The organism is Halomonas sp. DP8Y7-1, assembly GCF_019801685.1.
Taxonomy (GTDB): Bacteria; Pseudomonadota; Gammaproteobacteria; order Pseudomonadales; family Halomonadaceae; genus Halomonas; species Halomonas litopenaei_A.
Genome location: NZ_JAHVIN010000011.1, coordinates 28,216 through 48,097, shown reverse-complemented (window position 1 = coordinate 48,097; position 19,882 = coordinate 28,216). Strand labels below are relative to the sequence as shown.

The 19,882-nt window shown below is 61.9% G+C and carries 17 protein-coding genes; 1 reads left to right on the top strand and 16 read right to left on the bottom strand.

Going from position 1 to position 19,882, the window contains the following annotated elements:
• The first annotated feature begins 33 nt into the window (after nt 1-33).
• Complete coding sequence (locus KUV41_RS14090) at nt 34-1,089, top strand: L,D-transpeptidase family protein (RefSeq protein WP_222486585.1); 1,056 nt, start codon at nt 34-36, stop codon at nt 1,087-1,089.
• A gap of 579 nt (nt 1,090-1,668) precedes the next feature.
• Here KUV41_RS14090 and KUV41_RS14085 read toward each other — a convergent pair.
• The 16 genes from KUV41_RS14085 to nadD form a co-directional block, all read right to left on the bottom strand.
• Nucleotides 1,669-1,932, bottom strand: coding sequence for an Lpp/OprI family alanine-zipper lipoprotein (locus KUV41_RS14085; RefSeq protein WP_045992670.1), 264 nt, complete (start codon nt 1,930-1,932; stop codon nt 1,669-1,671).
• A 221-nt stretch (nt 1,933-2,153) separates the two neighbouring features.
• Nucleotides 2,154-2,651, bottom strand: a complete 498-nt coding sequence (locus tag KUV41_RS14080; protein ID WP_315857896.1) for a L,D-transpeptidase — start codon at nt 2,649-2,651, stop codon at nt 2,154-2,156.
• Between the two features lie 285 nt (nt 2,652-2,936).
• Nucleotides 2,937-3,455, bottom strand: a complete 519-nt coding sequence (locus KUV41_RS14075; RefSeq protein WP_261396060.1) for a DUF6586 family protein — start codon at nt 3,453-3,455, stop codon at nt 2,937-2,939.
• The gene (gene topA / locus KUV41_RS14070) at nt 3,401-6,034 is read right to left on the bottom strand and encodes a type I DNA topoisomerase (RefSeq protein WP_206943265.1); all 2,634 of its coding nucleotides are present in this window, start codon (nt 6,032-6,034) and stop codon (nt 3,401-3,403) included. The genes KUV41_RS14075 and topA overlap by 55 nt, the downstream gene beginning before the upstream one ends.
• Nucleotides 6,035-6,373: 339 nt before the next feature.
• The gene (locus KUV41_RS14065) at nt 6,374-9,130 is read right to left on the bottom strand and encodes a DUF3141 domain-containing protein (RefSeq protein WP_222486584.1); all 2,757 of its coding nucleotides are present in this window, start codon (nt 9,128-9,130) and stop codon (nt 6,374-6,376) included.
• Between the two features lie 213 nt (nt 9,131-9,343).
• Entirely contained in the window at nt 9,344-10,345 is a 1,002-nt protein-coding gene (gene lipA, locus KUV41_RS14060) for a lipoyl synthase (RefSeq protein WP_206943267.1), read from the bottom strand.
• A 42-nt stretch (nt 10,346-10,387) separates the two neighbouring features.
• Nucleotides 10,388-11,059 (bottom strand): lipoyl(octanoyl) transferase LipB, encoded by a 672-nt coding sequence (gene lipB / locus KUV41_RS14055; RefSeq protein WP_222486583.1) that lies wholly within the window; start codon nt 11,057-11,059, stop codon nt 10,388-10,390.
• Nucleotides 11,059-11,367: a YbeD family protein gene (locus tag KUV41_RS14050; protein WP_206943269.1), complete on the bottom strand. Its 309-nt coding sequence runs from the start codon at nt 11,365-11,367 to the stop codon at nt 11,059-11,061. Before KUV41_RS14050 ends, lipB begins: the two co-directional genes overlap by 1 nt.
• A 253-nt stretch (nt 11,368-11,620) precedes the next feature.
• Nucleotides 11,621-12,841: a D-alanyl-D-alanine carboxypeptidase family protein gene (locus KUV41_RS14045; RefSeq protein ID WP_206943271.1), complete on the bottom strand. Its 1,221-nt coding sequence runs from the start codon at nt 12,839-12,841 to the stop codon at nt 11,621-11,623.
• A gap of 116 nt (nt 12,842-12,957) precedes the next feature.
• Nucleotides 12,958-13,989, bottom strand: a complete 1,032-nt coding sequence (locus KUV41_RS14040) for a septal ring lytic transglycosylase RlpA family protein (protein WP_222486582.1) — start codon at nt 13,987-13,989, stop codon at nt 12,958-12,960.
• Nucleotides 13,986-15,062, bottom strand: a complete 1,077-nt coding sequence (mltB, locus tag KUV41_RS14035; RefSeq protein WP_222163455.1) for a lytic murein transglycosylase B — start codon at nt 15,060-15,062, stop codon at nt 13,986-13,988. The genes KUV41_RS14040 and mltB overlap by 4 nt, the downstream gene beginning before the upstream one ends.
• Before the next feature lie 143 nt (nt 15,063-15,205).
• Complete coding sequence (rodA, locus tag KUV41_RS14030) at nt 15,206-16,363, bottom strand: rod shape-determining protein RodA (protein WP_206943277.1); 1,158 nt, start codon at nt 16,361-16,363, stop codon at nt 15,206-15,208.
• Nucleotides 16,363-18,264, bottom strand: coding sequence for a penicillin-binding protein 2 (mrdA, locus tag KUV41_RS14025; RefSeq protein ID WP_206943279.1), 1,902 nt, complete (start codon nt 18,262-18,264; stop codon nt 16,363-16,365). Before mrdA ends, rodA begins: the two co-directional genes overlap by 1 nt.
• Nucleotides 18,265-18,297: 33 nt before the next feature.
• Nucleotides 18,298-18,765, bottom strand: coding sequence for a 23S rRNA (pseudouridine(1915)-N(3))-methyltransferase RlmH (gene rlmH, locus KUV41_RS14020; RefSeq protein WP_222163457.1), 468 nt, complete (start codon nt 18,763-18,765; stop codon nt 18,298-18,300).
• Nucleotides 18,762-19,124 carry a ribosome silencing factor gene (gene rsfS, locus KUV41_RS14015; protein WP_206943283.1) on the bottom strand — a complete coding sequence of 121 codons (363 nt, stop codon included), beginning with the start codon at nt 19,122-19,124 and terminating at the stop codon, nt 18,762-18,764. The genes rlmH and rsfS overlap by 4 nt, the downstream gene beginning before the upstream one ends.
• 89 nt (nt 19,125-19,213) lie before the next feature.
• A complete protein-coding gene (gene nadD / locus KUV41_RS14010) occupies nt 19,214-19,861 on the bottom strand; it encodes a nicotinate-nucleotide adenylyltransferase (RefSeq protein WP_222486324.1) in 648 nt (215 codons plus the stop codon).
• Between the last annotated feature and the right edge of the window lie 21 nt (nt 19,862-19,882).

Below are 19,882 nucleotides of genomic sequence, written 5' to 3'. Positions count from 1 at the left end.
CCCCGGCCCTCACACAACATCGAGACTGTTGCAATGACTTCGATTTCACTTCGCCGACCGTTAGCTCGCGCCGCCACCCTGTGTGGCCTGCTCGGCGTGCTGGCGACTCCTCTGGTGGCGGCGGACGAACTGCCCAGGGGACACTACCTGCTGCCCGAAGACGGGGACCTTATCGGCGAGGTCTACACCGTGGAAGCGGACGAAGACGACACCCTCATCGATATTGGTCACGACCATGGCATTGGCTTCAATGCAATCACTCGCGCCAATCCCGACGTCAGTATCTGGTATCCCGGAGAAGGCACCGAGGTCGTCATTCCCGCCCAGTTCATCCTGCCCGACGCACCGCGCACGGGCATCGTGGTGAACGTCGCCGAGATGCGCCTCTACTACTATCCTCCGGCCAAGGAGGGAGAACCGCGCACGGTCCAGACCTACCCGATCGCCGTCGGGCGCATGGACTGGAAAACGCCGCTGGGCTCTACCACCATCACCGAGATGGTCAAGAATCCTTCCTGGTACCCGCCCGCCTCCATTCGCCGCGAGCACGCTGAAGCCGGCAACCCGCTCCCCGGCGTGGTACCGCCAGGCCCGGAAAACCCCATGGGCACCCGCAAGATGCGCCTGGGTATTCCTGGCTACCTGATCCACGGCACCAACAAGCCTGAAGGCGTGGGCATGCGCGTCACCCACGGCTGCATTCGCATGCTGCCTGATGACGTCGAGAACCTGTTTGACCAGGTCTCCGTCGGTACGCGTGTACGCCTGGTCAACGAGCCTCTCAAGCTTGGCTGGTCTGATGAGCACCTGTATGTGCAGGCGTATCCCTATTTGGACGAGGAAGAAGGCGCGCCCATTGAGGACATGACTGCCGCCATCGAAGAAGTGGAATCCGCCGTCGAGGACAAGGATTACAGCGTCGACTTTGCACGCCTGAGAGCCGCCATGGAGAACCCCAGCGGACTGCCCGTAGCGATGCAGGCGACAGCACCGGAACGCCCGACTCCTCTGCCTGGCAGTCTTTACGACCACATCGAACTGGTCGCTGGAGAACCCCCGCTGCTTAGCCAGGCGAGCCAGGGAGAGTAAAACCTCCGCTCCCTGCATGTCCGTCCAAAGGCGCCCTTGTGGCGCCTTTTTTTCGCTCTCATCAGGCTCGGTCATCTGAGCAAAGTGACCGACAGAGTTGGGTGCCACGCGGCTGCTATTGCATCTGTCATGAGATCGAGCAGCCGCGGCGACTTGCGCACCTGAGACGCGGATAAGGCCTGGCGCGCAGGGACATCAGAGCCATTTTCGTCAGCGTTCACCTAGGCCAGCGGCGCTTTAGTGAGCGCGTTACACCTGCCCCTTTTAGCCTGCCAGTGGCCCATCGAGCAGCCCCCGTTAACGCCACCACATGGCGCCGAGCCTCGCCTACCAGCGCCTGCAGGTATGACGTTGATGCAGGAGGTCCTGCGCCAGCACGCAGCTCCCGAAACGGCCATTGCCACCGTCGATCAAGGTATTTGCCGCTGCTGCATGCCTTCACCATGCAGAGCCGTGACACTGACCCAAAAACGACTGAGGCCCAACCTTTCGGTTGGGCCTCAGCCTATCGCTTCACGACCTGGCGGACGGACAATGTCCGCACCGTTCAGGTCATCCCCCGAGGGGGCAAGGAAACGATTACTTGCGCATGGAGCGCTCGAACATGCGGTTCATCTCTTCACGGTTCTGCTGAGACAGCTGCAGAGCCGCTTGAGCGTCACGCTGTGCCTGGTTGGCAGTGTTCTGAGCCTGAGTGGCGATGCTGCGAGCTTCAGCAGCGTCGGCCTGAGCGGACTCAGCAGTCATGCGAACTTCTTCCAGAGCGCTGGAGGAAGCACAGCCAGCCAGAACGGCCAGAGAAGCGGCGGCGGCGGTCAGCTTCAGGGTAGTCTTCAGAGTCATGGTGTTCTCCTTGAGTCTTCCTTGGTACTGCGATAATGACGTCTACATGCCCCTTGGGGGAATGCATCCATCAGGCTTCCTGCAAAGGCAGGCCTTTCTTGCAGCGACTTGTGCTGCTAAGCACAGGAGTCAAACGCTGTTTTATAATACACAACGGCGCTTGTCCATAGTCTTGAACGTCCCTAGTCCACAGTCTTGAACGTCCCTAGCGCCCCTAAAGACTAGCGGATGACGACGCGAGTGCCAACACCAATCAGGCCAGAGAGTTCTCGAATTTCCTGATTGGTCACGGCGACACATCCGTTGGTCCAGTCAAAGTTGCGGTGAATATCCATATCTCCATCGCCGACACCGTGTATCCCGATATAGCCACCGAGAACCGTCTGCTGCGGAGGGCTGCGATGCCGCCGATAGTAGTCGAAATACTCGTCGTAGTCTTGCTGAGAGTAGAGCCCCGACTCAAGCGCCATTCTCGCATGGGTCGGGGTGGGATAGTCCAGCCCGATGAAGATGTCGAATTTGCTGTCGAAATTGAAGCGATCGACGTGGAATTCCCCACGCGGCGTCGTCTTGTCACCCATCACTCGCTGTGATTTTGCACCACCCCTACCCACCGATATCGGCGAGTAGCGGGCCAGTTCCACCCCACCACGATAGACCGTGAGACGTGACTCCTGATTGTCGATGAGCACCCACACCTCACTTGAGGAATCGGGCACGATGGCTCGCCTAAGCTGATCCTCGACCATATCGAAGCTGGCAAGGACTGCGGTGGGGAGTAGCAGCCAGGCACCAAGTATCATTTGGATAAAACGACGACGATGACCCCGCTGGAACATGACAAGACTCACTGTGTGTAAAAGAAATGATTGGTGACTGAGTGTAAACCACGCTCTGCGAGGCATCATCAACTATCTGGCAGACACTAGTGCGCCATGGCCAACCAGGACATCCCCTGCCTATTCATCTCAGGCCCGGCGTCTCCCTTTGGCGACACATCGCCTTTACCATTCCTCACTCGTCTGCCTTAGCGTCGCTATCTCTGCCTTTGCCATCGTTAGAAAATCTCTCAAATCCTGTCGGAGATCGCGCCGACCGCCGACAGCAATAACGCCAGGAGGCCCCACGGAAGTTCCCTGACTTGCTCCCCCATCACTCTCCAGCGCGTCCAGATATGAGATCAATCGACCTAACCAACTGTCACGATCATTGGCGAGCTCACGCAAACGACGAACTTCCGCTATGTCGGGATAACGATCGCCCACCAGCATCGTATGCCAGTCGTGCTCAACCAAGTGAGCATGCTCGCTGACATCACGCAGCAGCGCATCCAGCGCCAAACCAAATAGCGCCAGCGCGCCCTCCTCGCAGGCGCGCCGGTGGGCGTCTTGGTGCTCATCGTCCCGGACTGGTGTCGCAAGCAGCAACTCCACCTGGTACAGCAACTGGTTGGTACGCGCTCTGGGGGTCACTTGCGCTTGTCCTCGACCTGCCATGAGGAGCCGTCCCAGCTTGCCTTCCATCCGCTGGCCTTGCCGTTATCACCATCCGTCATCACGAACTGCTCCTTGAGCTTGCGTGAAAAACGGATCTGCGCGGGGCGGCCATCGGGGTCCTGCTCGGGCGCGCTAAGAAGGTAGTGATACTTCTCGGGCAACTCCTCGGCGTGAGGCTTCAGCTCCTTGACCAACGGCGGGCGCGTTTCGCGATTCTTGGGAAACTTGCTCGCCGCGAGGAACAGGCCACTCGCACCATCGCGCAGCACATAATGGTCCTCGACCTTCTGACACGCCAGCTCGGGCATCGGGATGGGATCCATCTTTGGCGGTGCGACTTCCCCGTTGCGCAGCAGCTTGCGAGTATTCTTGCAGCTGTCATTGGTGCAGCCGAAGTACTTGCCGAAGCGCCCCGACTTGAGCTGCATCTCGGAGCCACACTTGTCACACTCGATGACAGGACCATCATAGCCCTTGATCCGGAACTTGCCTTCCTCGATCTTGTAGCCTTCGCAGTCCGGGCTGTTACCGCAGATATGCAGCTTGCGGCCCTCGTCGATCAGGTAGCTGTCCATGGCGGTGGCACAGAGCGGACAGCGCTCCTTGGCGCGCAACGCGTCGGTTTCCGCCTCTTCACCCGCGTCGGCCGCTACGGCCTCTTCACCGGGAAGCAGGTCGATCGTGGTCTTGCAGCGCTCCTTCGGCGGCAGGTTATACCCACTGCAGCCAAGGAAGACGCCGGTGGACGCGGTACGGATCTGCATCTTGCGCCCACAGCTGGGACAGTCGATGTCCGTCGGCACGGGCTGGTTGGGACGCATGCCGTCCTCACTTTCCGCCTTCGCCAACTCCTCACGAAACTCCTGATAGAACGCATCCAGCAGCTCGCGCCAGCTGCGCTCGCCCTCGGCAATCTCGTCGAGACTATCCTCCATGCGCGCGGTGAAGGAGTAATCCATCAGGTCAGGGAAGGACTCCTTGAGACGCTCGGTGACAATGTCACCCAGCTTCTCGGCATAGAAGCGCCGATTCTCCAGCTTCACGTAGCCGCGATCCTGAATGGTCGAGATGATCGCCGCGTAGGTCGACGGACGACCGATGCCGCGTTTCTCGAGCTCCTTGACCAGACTCGCCTCGGTGTAGCGTGCCGGCGGCTTGGTAAAGTGCTGCTTCGGGTCGAGGGCGTCCAACGCCATCGGCGTACCCTCACCCAGGTCAGGCAAGGCCTGATCGTCTTCCTTGCGCCCCATGGGCGTCATGACGCGGGTATAGCCGTCAAACTTGAGCACACGACCCTTGGCCTTGAGCTCGTAACCGTCCACCGCCACGGTCAGCGTCGACGACAAGTACTCGGCAGGGGTCATCTGACAGGCCACAAACTGACGCCAGATCAGCTCATACAGACGCTCTGCATCGCGCTCCATGCCAGCAAGGTCGGTAGACCTGCGAGTCACCTCGGAGGGGCGAATCGCCTCGTGGGCCTCCTGGGCCCCTTCCTTGCTCGAGTAGCGATTCGGCGCCTCGGGCAGGTAACGATCACCATATTCGCTGCCGATGTACTCGCGCACGCTTTCCACCGCGTCTCTGGACAAGTTGGTCGAGTCCGTACGCATATAGGTGATGTAGCCCGCCTCGTAGAGCCGCTGAGCCAGCGTCATGGTCTTCTTCACCGAGAAGCCCAGGCGACCACTGGCAGCCTGCTGCAGGGTCGAGGTGATAAAAGGCGCGTTCGGCTTGGAACGGGTGGGCTTGTCTTCACGGGCCGAGATGGCAAGGGTTGCCTTGCGCAGCGCAGCGATCCGCTTTTCGGTCTCTGCCTCACTGGTGGGGCGAAACGCCTTGCCGTCCTGACGCACCAGCTCGAAGCGAATCGCCTCGCCCTCAGGCGTCACCAGATCAGCATGCACATCCCAGAACTCCTCCGGCACGAAGGCCCGGATCTCGCTCTCACGCTCGCTGATCAGTCGCATGGCGACGGATTGAACGCGCCCTGCCGACAGGCCTCGCGCCACCTTGGCCCACAGCAGCGGGGACAGCATGAAGCCCACCACCCGGTCGAGGAAGCGCCGTGCCTGCTGGGCTTCGACTCGCGGGATATTCAGGCTTCCCGGATCGGTAAACGCCTCCTGGATGGCATTCTTGGTGATCTCGTTGAACACCACTCGACGATAGCGTTGCTCATCCCCTCCGATGGTCTCGCGAAGGTGCCAGGCAATGGCTTCTCCTTCGCGATCAAGGTCGGTCGCGAGATAGACGGTATCGGCTTTCTCAGCCAGCTTCTTGAGCTCGGCAACGACCTTTTCCTTGCCTGGCAGCACCTCATAATTGGCCTGCCAGCCATTGTCAGGATCGATACCCATACGCCGGATGAGCTGCGTATGCGCCTTCTGGCGCTGATACACCGCCTTCTCCTCCGCCGACATCTTGCGTGTCGCGGCCGCCTGGCGAGCCCGCTCCTTAGGATCGGAGGCCGCCTTGCCAGAGCCGCTGGTCGGCAGGTCACGGATGTGGCCCACACTCGACTTCACGATGAAATCGTTGCCGAGATATTTATTGATCGTCTTGGCCTTGGCAGGCGACTCGACGATGACCAGAGACTTGCCCATAGTACTCCACGAAAGTCAGGGCGCCGCGCTCCTTGGCGTACGCCAGTATGTAACATACCCGCCGAAGCTTGACGGGGAAAAATGCGCTTACCCTAACCCAGTGCCGAACATCGCGCCAGTCACATCGACGGTTGCCCCTGGAACAGTGCTGGTCGTGTCACGGATCACGCGGCGCCTTCTGTACGGCGCCCGACTCGCATGGGCAAGAGACTAGCCTTAACCCCGTCGTCCGACAAGCAGCGGCCACATAACGACCTTGCCCCCGCTGGGCGGGGGCAAGGACATAGCGAGAATACGCCACAGGGCCGATCGAACGTGGCGATCAGCGCAGCGCCATAGTCACGAGCGCCGCGTCTGTCCCCGCGAGCGACTGGTCGAGCGCCGACGCGAAGCCGCAGGTGTCGCCTCTGCGCCCTCGGGCTTGGCCGCCCCCGCAGGCTCTGACGTCGTTGCAGCAGCTCCAGCGCTGTCGGACTTCGTGCTGTCCGCCTTCGTGCTGTCGGCCTTCGTGCCGGACGCCGAGGTAGTGGCGCCTGAAGCACTGGACGTCTTGGTGTCGCTGGACGCCTCGGAAGCGCTGGATGCCTTCGTCGTGCTCGGCTCCTTAGAAGCGCTGGACGCCTTGGTAGCGCTGGATGCCTTGGAACCGCTAGGCGTCTTGGAAGCGTCCGATGCCTTGGAACCGCTAGGCGTCTTGGAAGCGTCCGATGCCTTCGCCACGCTAGGCGTCTTGGAAGCGCTGGATGCCTTGGAAGCGCTGGATGCCTTGGGAGCGCTGGATGCCTTGGGAGCGCTAGTTGTCTTGGACGCGCTGGGCACCTTGCCACTGCCGCTGGTGTTCCCACCCGCACCGCCATCAGAGGATGACGACCGTGTTGACCTGCGACGGCTGGCCGGCCTCGCCTTGAGGAACAACGACTTGATTCGCTCAAAGCGAGCGGCCGCGTGCTCGCTCAAGTCACCGCTGGCCGCCAGAACGTGCTCCATATGCTCGATATGGCTGTCAATTTCCTTGGCATCAAGGCCCTCAAGCAACGCAGGCACTGCCTCAAGGGCGGCTTCACGATCCTGTTTCAGAATGAAGAACTGATCGCGCATCAAGTGCTTGAAGTCCTGCAGCTGAAGCTCGGGCTCCAGCTCGCTCCGGGAGGCTTGCAGCCGGCGGAAATTACGTCCATCGGTGGCCGGAGCACCGCCAAGGACGAAGATGATCGACCTCATGACCGCTTCATGGGCCCCACCACGGGCGACCTGAGCACGGATTTCGTCGCGACGACGCTGGATGAAACGACGGCGTTCGGGTTCGGCGCCCGGCAGCCTTCGATCCGCGTCCACGGCACCGCGCAAGCCGACCAGAGACTGCAACAGGGGCTGGCCATAGACATCCAGAAATGCCTTCTCGATGGACCGGTCGCGCAGTACTCGCCAGGCATCCAGACTACGGGAGATCAGGCTTGAACCGATGTCTTCGTACACCCGGAAAACGTTGTCGTCGCTGAGCGCACGGCGACGTTCGCGCACCATTTCTGCCAACACCGGCAGTGGCGCCATCAGCGGGTTGCGGTCCGACAGCAGGCGATAGCCCATGCGATTGGGATGCATCCGACGCATCCAATGGGCAGACTCCGGCGTGGAAAGCGCCCGAATCCACGGCTGCAGGAACTGACGGTACAGACCTAGATTGATCTCGGACACTCTGGCCACCGTCGCAAAGCGACGATCATCCTGAGGCTGTGGCTTGACGACCTCGTCCAGGTCGTCCAGGTCACGGGTAGAGAACTCAAGCAGGTAATCGCGCTCGATAAGCTCCGCATCAGGACGGTCACTTGCCTTGGATACCGTGGTCTCATACAGCCCTGGCGGCAAGACGTCGATGTAGTCCATATTGGCCGTGAACTCGGCGTGCTCCTTGCGCGACACGCTGCCCGAGACAAAGATGCCGAGGTGACCCGTCTTGTCGTGCACGCAGTAGACGATGGTCTGCTCGTTGGCAATGATGTCGTCGACACCGCCATACAGATCACGCACCCACCCCAACGCCTGGGGTGGCGGCGTAATGTCATCACCCTGGGAGCAGAACACGATCACCGGGGAGCGCACGTTGCGCAGATCAATGCGACGACCGTCTGACGTCACCAGCTGCGCCGTCGACAGCCGATTACCGACGAACAGATTATCGACGATGTACTGGATCTCCTCTCCCCCCAGTACCACGTGTCCGCCCCACCAGCGTTCGAACTGAAGATAGCGTTCGGCTTCGGTATCGACATGGGCATATAGGTGGTATTGCTTGTCCCACCAGGTGTTGGCCGGGTTGAGCCGCTCGAAATTCTGTACCAGCCAGGCACCATCGAACACCCCATCGCCCATGTCCGACAGCATGTGGGTCGCCCAGCTGCCTCCGGTCATGCCACCGGTATAGCGCATCGGCGCCTTGCCGCGCTCACCGGCCCAGTAGGACAGTGGAGACCCGGCAATCAGGATCGGCCCAAACACTTCCGGCTCCAGCGCGGCGGCCATCATGATCTGCCAGCCAGCCTGGCAGTTGCCGACCACCATCGGCTTCTCACTGTCAGGGTGAAGCTCGTTGACATGGCGCAGGAAGGTGACCTCGGCCTCGACCACGTCCTCGACCCGCTGCCCCGGAATCGGGTACGGCATAAAGGCGATGAAGTAGCACGGATGGCCAGCCCGCAGCGCCACACCGATCTCGCTGTCAGGCTTGAAGCCACCGATCCCCGGGCCATGCCCTGCACGGGGGTCGACCACCACGAAGGGACGTGCGAGCTCATCCGTTTCGACGCCTTCCGGGGGATGCACGCGCAGTAACTCGTAGTTGACGGGACGTGGCAGCTCTTCCCCGAGCATGACGATGTCGGTATCGAAACCGAGCACCGAGGGACGGGTCTTTTCGATATGTTCGAGGTACTCGTTGCCGCGCTGCCGCATCACATCCCAATAGAGGATGCTGCGCTCGACGCTATCGCGCCAGTAATCGGCGGCGGCGCGTCCGAAACCAAAGGGATCGAGCAACGGTGCAAAGGGTTCCGCCATCGCGAACAGCGGCGCGGCAGCGCCAGGCATCAACGCATTCATAGGGACTCCTGGGGTTGCGTGACGCGCAGGAGGCGATCCGTGCGCCTGCGCACTTGTTGCACTGCAATATAGCGCATTCCCCCTGTGACTGCGAAGCCCCCGCACCATGCCACGGCACATAAGGTAGGAGTCGGCGCATAAACACGTAAGCTAAAACGCACAATGCCCGGCATTACCGGGCATTGCTTTCATCTAACGCTGTGCATCGAACCGTTACTTGACCTCGATGCCATGGGCCTGCTGGTCGGCGTGATAGGACGACCGCACCAGAGGACCAGACGCCACGTGGGTGAAGCCCATGGCTCGGCCTTGCTCGGCAAACCAGTCAAAGGTCGCCGGCGGAACCCAACGGTCCACTGGCAGGTGATTGCGAGACGGCTGCATGTACTGACCCAGCGTCAGCATATCGACATTGTGGGCTCGCAGGTCCTTCATGACCTCGATCACCTGCTCGTCGGCTTCACCCACCCCGAGCATCAGCCCAGACTTGGTCATGACCTCCGGACGGCGCTCCTTGTAGCCCTTGAGCAGATCCAGAGACCACTGGTAGTCGGCACCAGGGCGCACCTTGCGATACAGGCTGGGCACCGTCTCCAGGTTGTGATTGAAGACGTTGGGCGGCGTGGTTTCGAGGATATCCAGCGCGACCTCCATGCGCCCCCTGAAGTCCGGCACCAGCACTTCGATCTCGATGCTCGGGCTGTCGCGGCGAATCTCGCGAATACAGTCGGCGAAATGCTGGGCACCGCCATCGCGCAGGTCGTCACGGTCAACCGAGGTCACTACCACGTACTTCAGTCGCATCTCGGCGATCGCTTCGGCGAGCTCTCGCGGCTCACGCTCATTCAAGGCATTGGGCCTGCCGTGGGCAACATCACAGAACGGACAACGACGGGTGCAGATGTCGCCCATGATCATGAAGGTGGCGGTGCCCCCGTGGAAGCACTCCCCCAGGTTGGGGCAAGACGCTTCTTCGCAGACCGTATGCAGGCCGTGGCGACGCAGCGTGTCCTTGATGCGGGTGACTTCCTTGGATACCGGCATGCGCACCCGAAGCCAGTCGGGCTTGCGCGGGATCTCCTCGGTGGGAATCACCTTCACCGGAATCCGGGCCACCTTCTCGGCACCACGCAGCTTGACACCTCTTTCGCTGCGAGCACTTTTCTTGGCCTTGGCGGCGGCGGCCGCCGCCTGGATGGCGGAGCTGTCAGTCATGTCTCTATCCTGTGGAAGATCGCCGTGACGACTCCAGGGCGATCAATCAAAATGTTGGCCGTGGAAAGCCTCTGGCTGACCAGAACGCTCAACCAGTTCACGTTGCCCCAGCCGAAGGGCCAAGGCATCCAATAGACGCTGCGCCTCAAGCCTGGCATCCACGTCAGTAGACGTCAGGTCGGCCAGCCGAGTCATCTCTAGCCCCGCATAGCCGCAGGGATTGATGAAGCTGAACGGCGCCAGATCCAGGTCCAGATTGACGGCAATGCCGTGAAAACTCGCGCCACGCCGAATCCTCAACCCCAGGGAGGCAATCTTGCGCTCCCCGACGTAGACACCTGGTGCATCTGGCCGGGCATGAGCCTCAATACCATGCTGTCCCAGGGCATCGACAACGCTGTCTTCCAACGCGCTTACCAGGTCCCTGACCCCCAGTCGCGCGCGCTTGACGTCGATCAGGGGATACAGCACCAACTGACCCGGTCCATGGTAGGTAATCTGACCACCACGGTCCGTCTCCACCAAGGGGATCTCGCTGGGCATCAGCAGATGCTCTGCCTTGCCGGCCTGCCCCTGAGTGAACACCGGGGGATGCTGGACCACCCAGATCTGGTCGGGCGTCGTGCCGTCCCGCTGATCGGTCAGCTCACGCATTGCTTGCCATACGGGCTGGTAGGGCACTAGCCCAAGATGATAGACCTCGATGGGCTCCATCACACCACCATGTGCACGCGACCGGTCGCCTTGAGCTCCTCGAACAGCGCCTTGAGCTGGGTTTCACCCGTGGCACGCAGGGTCAAGCGCACAGACTGGAAACGTCCGTTGCGGCTATCGATGACCTCGAGGCTGTTCCCGGTAAAACTCGGATCATGCTTGAGCACGATCTGACTCACCGTCGCGGCAAAGTCTTCAGACGCATCACCGACCACCTTGATCGGGTAGTCACAGGGAAACGTGATGGTCACATCTGTCGGATCAGGCCCAGCTTGTGAGCGAAGATCCCGGAAGGTTCGATCGTTCATCCGATGACCCTTTGAGTGGATACCCGACTATTCTACTCAACCTTGGCGACTCGACCAAGCCAGGCGACTCGACCAAGCCAGGCGACTCGGCTAAGCCAGGCGACTCGACCAAGCCGGGCGACTTAACTAAGCCGGGCGACTTAACTAAGCCGGGCGACTTAACTAAGCCGGGCGCATCGCACCCGGCTGACCACCCGTCGGCGGCGGACTCTGCCCGCTCACCGATCGGGTCACCTGCTCGATCGCGACAGCTTCAGTCGAACCAGCCACCCACCAGGTCACTGAAGAAACGCTGAACCTTGTCGATCATGCGCTTGAAGAAGCCACCCTCCTCGACCGCCTCCAGGGCCACCAGGTCGCGCTCGCCAACCACTTCGTCGCCCAGTCGCACTTCCATGGTGCCAACCCGCTGCCCAGCGGCAATCGGCGCCACCAGGCCGCTGTCGATGTCCAGGCGCGCAGTCAGCTCTCCATTGCGGTTACGCGGCACGGTCATGTAGACGCCATTGTCGACGCCCACCTTGAGCTCATTGGTGGCACCTTCCCAGACACGCGGGGTATTGAGCACCGCGCCACGATCATAGAGTTTCAGGGTCTCGTAATAGCGGAAACCGTAGCTCAACAGCTTTTGCGTTTCCTGTGCCCTCGCTTCATCGGAGTTGGTACCCATCACCACAGAAATCAGGCGCATGTCATCGCGCTTGCCCGACGACACCAGGCAGTAGCCGGCTTCTTCGGTCCAGCCCGTCTTCAGGCCATCGACACTCGGGTCGCGCCACAGCAGGCGGTTGCGGTTCGGCTGCTCGATACCGTTGTAGGTAAAGTGCTTCTGGCTATAGATCGCGTAGTGTTCCGGGTAGTCCAGAATGATGTGACGGGCCAGACGCATCAGGTCACGGGCAGACGAGTAATGGTTTTCGCCGGGCAGACCGGTGGCATTCTCGTAGTGGGTATTTTCCATACCCAACTGGGTGGCATGCTGGTTCATCAGGTCGGCGAATGGCTCCTCACCGCCGGCCAGATACTCGGCCATGGCAACGCTGGCGTCGTTGCCGGAGACAATGACGATCCCATGCAGCAGCTCTTCCACCGGCACCCGGGTGCCGACCTCGACGAACATCTTGGAACCGCCGGTGCGCCACGCCTTCTCGCTGATAGGCACCATGTCATCGCCCTGGATATTACCGCGGTCGAGTTCACGTTCGACCAGGTAGGCGGTCATCAGCTTGGTCAGGCTGGCCGGCGGCAGACGCTGATCAGAGTTGTGTTCAGCCAACACGCGACCACTGTTGGCGTCGATCAGAATCCAGGACTTTGCAGCGAGCTGCGGCGGAGCAGGAATCATGACCTGGGGCTCGGGCATGTCCGGCGTGGGAGCGTCAGGCTGCTGGGCACTGGTCAAGGGAGCCACCAGGGCCGCGCACACAAAAGCAACTGGCAAATAGCGGCGAGAAAGAGATGACTTGAAAATCATGGTGAACGTCTCGTTACAACAGTCGGGGAAAGCGGCGTTAAACGTCGCCGCACAATTTTAATCACACATCGATACCCGCGAACTTCACCGTGGCGCCGGTTTAACGGCGCCCACGGCTAGCGCCCATCGACGACAAAGGTCTGCTCAAAACCGGCCTGGCGCAAGCGTTCTCTGATCGGCTCCGCCTGGCCTCGACTGGCCAACGGTCCGACCTGCACCTTGTGCAGGCCAGCGTCACTGGCCACCCGCACATCCTGGTTCAAGCGCTGCTCCAGGTCTGACTTGAGGTCTCGAGCGCTGGTCGCGGAACCCAATGCCGCCACCTGAATGTAGACACCCTCGGCTGCACCCGCACTCGCCGGCGCTGGGGCCTCTTGTCGGGCACCACGCTGAGCTACCGCGGGAGCCTGTGCCGCAGAGCGGGACGGCGTCGCAGCTGGCGGTGCTGATGTTTGCTGAGCGGATGTTTGCCGAGCCTGGGCTTGCCGAGCCTGGGCTTGGGACGCAACAGCCCCGGACGACGCCTCAGCACCTCGCCCACCGTTGGCCTGCCACTGACCAGCATCGATGGCACTGACGCGGACTCGACCAGTGCCATTATCGAGGATGTCCAGGCGCGCTGCCGCCGCATAGGACAGGTCGATCTCGCGGTCATCATGAAACGGACCACGGTCATTGACCCGCACGATGACCGAGCGACCGTTATCCAGATTGGTCACGCGAGCAAAGGTCGGCAGCGGCAGTGACTTGTGGGCGGCGGTCATCTTGTACATGTCATAGATTTCGCCGTTTGAGGTGGCATAGCCATGGAACTTCTGGCCGTACCAGGAGGCTGTGCCTTCGCGCTGATACCCGCTCGGGTCGTCCATCACGTGATAGGTCTTGCCCCACACCTCATAGGTCGACCGGTTGCCTGCACGGGAGCGCGGCTCATTGCGCGGTACCGCGTCCGGCACCTGACTGACATCGGGTGGGCTTTGAGGATACGCATCACCACTCATGGCGTAGCGGCCACCACTGGAACTGGGCGCCTCACTCTGGGTGGCCGCCCCGTCCGCACTTGGCGCATTGCCGGGACCACCGCTGGCACACCCGCCCAGGGCGACCAACAGCGACATGGTGGGCAGCAAGCGCGATCGCAGGCTCATGTGGTCGCCTCCAGCTCCAGCGCATTCCACCACTGGCGCTTTCCCAGGTCACGCACCTGGGCGATGGCCTCGGCAAGCTCGGTCACCGCCATGGCGTACAGATGGCTGTGATTGTACCGGGTGATCACGTAAAAATTGGTATCGGCAAGGCGATAGCGCACGCTGCCATCTTCGCTGTCGAGTGCCAGCGGAATCACCTTGCGATCGCCCGCCAGTGGCTCCTGCGGGCGAATGCCCTGGGCTTCCAGTGCGGAGACCTGCACGTAAGGGCGCTGGGTACGATTGAAATTGATCGCAGCAGGTGTGGTCGCAGGACCCTGTGCTTCCCAGTACACCTCGCCGCCGGGCTGCCAACGGTGCTCGGCAAAGTAGTTGCCAACGCTCCCAATGGCATCGACGGGGTCGGTCCACAGGTTGCGATGCCCATCGCCGTCAAAGTCCACGGCGTAGGCTTGATAGCTGGTAGGAATAAACTGGGGATAGCCCATGGCACCGGCATAGGAGCCTTTCAGGCTGCCAGGGTCCACGCCCTGCTCGTAGGCGATATCGAGAAAGGCCTCCAGCTCGCCCTCGAAGAACTCTCCCCGACGCGGATGGTGGAAGGCCAGCGTCGACAAGGAGTCCAGCACTCGGTGGTCGCCAGTAATCCTGCCATAGCGGGTCTCGACGCCGATGATGGCAGCGATGACCTCCGGCGGAACTCCGTAGCGCTGCTCGGCCCGCTCAAAGGCATCAAGATGGGTCTCGATAAAGGCGGCACCCTCGTTGATGCGCTCCTCTCCGAGGAAGATATTGCGATAGCGCTCCCAGGTCATATGATGCTCGGCGGCACCACTCATGGCTTCGAGCACCGACGGCTGGAACTGCGCGCTGGCCATGGTCTGCTCAAGCCATTCCCGGGAGATCCCCTGCCGCTCCAGGCGTCCCATCATGTCGTTGACGTCGGGGGTCGCGAAGTCCTGCGCCGCCGCCGACAGCGACAGCGTCGCAAGCAGGCCGCCCAACACGCTGCCCAGCCAGCCACGGCGTGTCGCACCAACGCCTTCCCTTCCCTGGATCAGGGGTACTGTCATCAATCTTCTCCCTTGGGACACGCCGTGTCGCCTGCCAGCACTATCGCAAATGCGATGGCGAACAGGGTGGCGACGGCTGTCGCACGCCCATGTGCGCTCTCTGGCGGCGATCTGGCATGAACCCGTAAGCCTGTTCATCGACGCTATCGAGGCAGCAGTCGACGGTGTGCATTGACCGCCATGAGAATACCGAAACCGGCCATCAAGGTCACGCTGGACGTCCCTCCGTAACTGACCAGAGGAAGCGGCACGCCGACCACGGGAAGAATCCCGCTGACCATGCCGATGTTCACAAACACATAGATGAAGAACGTCAACATGATGCCACCGCCCAGCAAGCGGCCAAAGGTGTCTTGCGCCGCGCCAGCCAGCCACAGCCCCCGCGCAACAATCAGCAGGTAGAGCACCAGAAAGGCCAGCATGCCTACCAGGCCGAATTCCTCACCCAGCACCGCGACGATAAAGTCCGTATGTCGCTCAGGCAGAAACTCGAGCTGCGACTGGGTCCCCTCTAGCCAGCCCTTGCCCCAGATACCGCCGCTGCCAATGGCCGTGGTCGACTGGATGATGTTCCAACCAGCGCCGAGCGGATCGCTCTCGGGGTCCAGAAAGGTCAATACCCGCTGCCGCTGATAATTGTGCATGTTCATCCACAATAGCGGTAAGGCGGCCCCCGCCAGGGCCACCATGGCACCGATGAACTTCCACGAAAGGCCCGCCAGCAAGATGACAAACACCGCCGCCGAAGCCACCAGCAACGAGGTACCAAGATCGGGCTGACGGGCGATCAGCCCCACCGGCAAGGCGATCAGCAATGCGCAGCCCGCCAGCACCCTCCAGTTCGGGGGCAACTCGTGCCGACTGATCCAGGCAGCGATCATCATCGGCATGGCGATCTTCATCATTTCCGAGGGCTGGAAGCGCACCACGCCAGGAATCACCAGCCAGCGCTGCGCCCCCATACCGATGTCACCGAGAATCTCGACCGCCACCAGCATGACCACACCGGTCATGTAGGCGGGCAGCGCCCAGCGCATCAAGGTCGCCGGAGAAAACTGAGCGAGCACCAGCATCACGGTCCAGGCCACACCGAAGCGAATTGCCTGGGCGGTGACCACCCGCATGTTCTCGCCGCTGGCGCTATACAACACCGCCAGGCCGCTGACCATCAGCAGCAGCAGCATCGCCAGCAGCCACGGATCGATATGCAGCCGCTGCCACAGAGAAATGCGCCTGGCGATGCCGCTGGCGGGGGGGCGTACCGGATGACCACGCAATGAACGCACGAAATCGACGGCCATCAGTCGGCCTCCTCTGGGTCATCTTGCAGCGGATCGCTATCGTCGGATACCGGCTTGCCGGCGTTGTGATCCAGGATCCAGGCATCCGCCATGGCTCTGGCAAGACCGGCGGCGTGGGTCGAGCCACCGCCGGCGTTTTCGACGATCACCGCGATGGCAATCTGGGGGTCTTCCACCGGAGCGAAGGCCATGAACAAGGCATGGTCGCGCAGACGTTCGCGCAGCTCGGCGGCGTTGTACTTCTGGTTCTGGCCCAGCGAGAACACCTGGGCGGTGCCGGACTTGCCGGCCATGCGATACTGAAGCCCTGCCCCCGTGCGCCGGGCGGTGCCCTCGCGACCGGACAGCACCTTCTCCATGCCATTGAAGACCCGTGTCCAATAGGCATCGGGAGCATCGATATCCGCTGGAGTGTCCGGCAAGTCGACCGGCACATCTTCCGCGCCGATGCGCTTGGCCAGGCGCGGGCGTACCCAATGCCCGCGATTGGCCAGTACCGCGGTGGCCGACGCCAGCTGTAGCGGCGTGATCTGCAGGTATCCCTGCCCAATGCCTACCGACAGCGTCTCCCCGGGATACCAGGGCTGGTTGAAGCGCGCACGTTTCCAGTCGCGGGACGGCAGCAGGCCATCACCCTGGCCCGCCACATCGGCGGCAACGCGAGTACCGAAGCCGAACGCGCCCAGGTTGGCGTCGATCCGATCGATGCCGAGCTCGTGTGCCAGGGAATAGAAGTAGGTGTTGTTAGACACCGCCAAGGCACGTTCGAGATTGACCCGACCGTGGCCCCAGCGCAGCCAGTTGCGATAGCGGCGCTCATCATTGGGCAGCTGGTAATAGCCAGGATCGTAGATCACTTCATCTGGCGTGACGGCGCCCTCGATCAAACCGGCCATGGCCATGAACGGCTTGATCGTGGAGCCGGCGGGATAGCTGCCGCGAGTGGCCCGGTCGAACAGCGGCAGGTCGATATCGTTCTGCAGGCCACGATAGGAAGCGACATCGATACCGGTCACGAACTGATTGGTATCAAAGCCCGGCACCGACGCCATGGCCAGGATCTCGCCAGTCTGGGGGGCAATCGCGACGATGGCACCGCGGCGGTCATCCAGCAGGTCCACCGCAAGCTGCTGCATGTCCATGTCCAGGGTCAGGGTCAGGTCCTGCCCCGGTTCAGGATCGGTGTGCCCAAGCTCGCGCAACACCCTGCCGCGGGCGTTGGTCTCCACCTTGCGAAGTCCCGCTCGCCCATGCAGCTGGTCCTCGTAGAACCGTTCCACGCCGGTCTTGCCAATGAAATGGGTCCCGGCATAGTTGCCCGGGTCAAGAGACTCCAGCTCCTCGGCATTGATTCGCCCGACATAGCCCAGGGCGTGGGACATGATTTCGGCATCGGGATAGAAACGCAGCAACTGCGCCTGGACCTCTACCCCTGGCAAGCGGTGGCGGTTGACCGCCAGTCGCGCAATCTGCGCTTCCGTCAGATCACTCATCAGCAGCGCCGGCTGGTAGGGCCGCTGCCGCTGACGTGAGCGCACCTTGAACGCCTCGACCTCTTCTGCCGGCAGATCCAGCAGGTCGACCAACAGCTCGAGAGTGGCGTCGAGATCGTCCACCCGCTCGCGCACCAGGGTCAGGTTATAGGTGGGACGGTTTTCTGCCAGCAGCTGACCGTTGCGGTCGTAGATCAGGCCCCGCGTGGGCGGCAGGGGCTCGACCCTGACGCGATTTTTCTCGGAACGCGTGCTGTAGACCTCGTGCTGAACGATCTGCAGGTAGCAAAGGCGGCCAACCAGCAGGCCCGACAGCAGTACCACCACGACGCCAGCGAGGCTTGCTCGCATGCGGAAGATGCGTAGCGCTTGCTCGGGATTCTTGAGGGTGTCTCGACGCTTACGCATGCGAGGGGCAATCCTTGTCTGGCTCAGAAGCCGTCACCGATGGTAGGGATGCCCCACCATCAGCGTCCAGGCACGATAGAGTTGCTCGGCCAGTACCAGCCGAACCAGAGGGTGAGGCAGGGTCAAGGGGGACAATGACCAGCGCTGATGAGCCCGCGCCGACAGCGCGGGATCGAGACCATCAGGACCACCTACCAGCAACACGACGTCACGCCCACCGTGGCGCCATTGATCGGCGTGCTCTGCCAGGACTTCCGTCGTCCAGGGCTTGCCCAGCACTTCCAGCGCCACCAGGTGCTCGTCTCCACGCAGGCGCGCGTCGATACGTTCTGCTTCCTGGGTGATCGCGCGTGCCGTATCGGCATTCTTGCCACGATGCCCCGGGGCAATCTCTTCAATCTCGAGGCGAAAGTCCTTGGGGAGACGCTTGCGGTACTCCTCGACGCCATCAGTGACCCAGCCTGGCATGCGTGTACCGACCGCCAGCAGGCGGACCCTCATGCCTTGGCCTCTTCCTCTGGTGCCGGGCTGTCGCTGGGCAAGTCTGACCACAGGCGCTCTAGGTCATACAGTGCGCGGGTGTCAGGCATCATCACATGCACCACCACGCTACCGAGATCCACCAGCACCCAGTCAGCACCGTTGTCGCCTTCCACGCCAAGCGGCTGCACACCCTGCTCCTTGGCGTTGGTAATCACGCTGTTGGCCAGGGCCGCCACATGCCGTGTCGAGGTGCCGCTGGCCACCACCATCCAATCCGTCACGCTGGTCAATCGCGACACGTCGAGCACTTCGACGTCCTTCGCCTTGATATCGTCTAGCGACTCGATTACGAGCGCTTTCAATGCTTCAATCTGCATAGCCCCTCATCACTGGGTATTCATCGACCGTCTATTGTACCCGCTGACGCGCCTTATGGCAGTGCGATTCCAGCGCTTCCACGAATTTCTCACTCAGCGCCGGAAATCGCTGGATTCCGATACAGTCCCCGGGACTCGATACGCTGCACCACCGGCTCGGGCAGGAGGTAACGCACGCTCTCGCCCTGAGCCAGGCGCTCACGCACAAAGGTGGCGGATATGGCCATGCGTGATGGCAGCGACAGCCGCAGCAAACGGCCCTGGGCCTCTTCCATCAGTGCTTGGCAGTCATTGACCTCACGACCGGCTATCAGTTCCTCAAGAGCCGCCGGCAACGCGCCGATATGGTCTGGACGGTCGATCACGACCACATGGGCCAGGTCGAACAGCTGCTCGGGCCGATGCCACTGCGCGAGCTTCAAAAATGCATCATGTCCCAGCGCCATGACGATCCGCGCCTTTTCACCGTAGCGCTGTCGCAATGATGCCAGGGTCAGAGCGCTGTAGGACGGCCCTTCTCGCTCCAGCTCGCACGGGTCCGCCAGCAGACCCGGGGTGTCTCCGATCCCCAACCGCAGCAGCGCCAGGCGCTCCTGAGCCGACACCTGTGGACGGCCCCTCAAGGGCGGCTGCGCCGCCGGAATCATGTGCACGCCGTCCAGGCCGAGCACGTCCCTCAGCTCTACCGCCGTGCGTAGATGACCGTGATGCACCGGGTCGAAGGTCCCCCCCAGCATGCCGATGCGTGCGGGCCCATC

What these genes read in the sequence shown, in the direction of transcription:
- rsfS (WP_206943283.1), bottom strand. Translation starts at nt 19,124, where the DNA reads ATGCAGATTGAAGCATTGAAAGCGCTCGTAATCGAGTCGCTAGACGAT.
- lipB (WP_222486583.1), bottom strand. Translation starts at nt 11,059, where the DNA reads ATGGAGCCCATCGAGGTCTATCATCTTGGGCTAGTGCCCTACCAGCCC.
- KUV41_RS14045 (WP_206943271.1), bottom strand. Translation starts at nt 12,841, where the DNA reads ATGATTTTCAAGTCATCTCTTTCTCGCCGCTATTTGCCAGTTGCTTTT.
- KUV41_RS14085 (WP_045992670.1), bottom strand. Translation starts at nt 1,932, where the DNA reads ATGACTCTGAAGACTACCCTGAAGCTGACCGCCGCCGCCGCTTCTCTG.
- rodA (WP_206943277.1), bottom strand. Translation starts at nt 16,363, where the DNA reads ATGGCCGTCGATTTCGTGCGTTCATTGCGTGGTCATCCGGTACGCCCC.
- KUV41_RS14065 (WP_222486584.1), bottom strand. Translation starts at nt 9,130, where the DNA reads ATGAATGCGTTGATGCCTGGCGCTGCCGCGCCGCTGTTCGCGATGGCG.
- topA (WP_206943265.1), bottom strand. Translation starts at nt 6,034, where the DNA reads ATGGGCAAGTCTCTGGTCATCGTCGAGTCGCCTGCCAAGGCCAAGACG.
- mrdA (WP_206943279.1), bottom strand. Translation starts at nt 18,264, where the DNA reads ATGCGTAAGCGTCGAGACACCCTCAAGAATCCCGAGCAAGCGCTACGC.
- rlmH (WP_222163457.1), bottom strand. Translation starts at nt 18,765, where the DNA reads ATGAGGGTCCGCCTGCTGGCGGTCGGTACACGCATGCCAGGCTGGGTC.
- lipA (WP_206943267.1), bottom strand. Translation starts at nt 10,345, where the DNA reads ATGACTGACAGCTCCGCCATCCAGGCGGCGGCCGCCGCCGCCAAGGCC.
- KUV41_RS14090 (WP_222486585.1), top strand. Translation starts at nt 34, where the DNA reads ATGACTTCGATTTCACTTCGCCGACCGTTAGCTCGCGCCGCCACCCTG.
- mltB (WP_222163455.1), bottom strand. Translation starts at nt 15,062, where the DNA reads ATGACAGTACCCCTGATCCAGGGAAGGGAAGGCGTTGGTGCGACACGC.
- nadD (WP_222486324.1), bottom strand. Translation starts at nt 19,861, where the DNA reads ATGCTGGGGGGGACCTTCGACCCGGTGCATCACGGTCATCTACGCACG.
- KUV41_RS14040 (WP_222486582.1), bottom strand. Translation starts at nt 13,989, where the DNA reads ATGAGCCTGCGATCGCGCTTGCTGCCCACCATGTCGCTGTTGGTCGCC.
- KUV41_RS14050 (WP_206943269.1), bottom strand. Translation starts at nt 11,367, where the DNA reads ATGAACGATCGAACCTTCCGGGATCTTCGCTCACAAGCTGGGCCTGAT.
- KUV41_RS14075 (WP_261396060.1), bottom strand. Translation starts at nt 3,455, where the DNA reads ATGGAAGGCAAGCTGGGACGGCTCCTCATGGCAGGTCGAGGACAAGCG.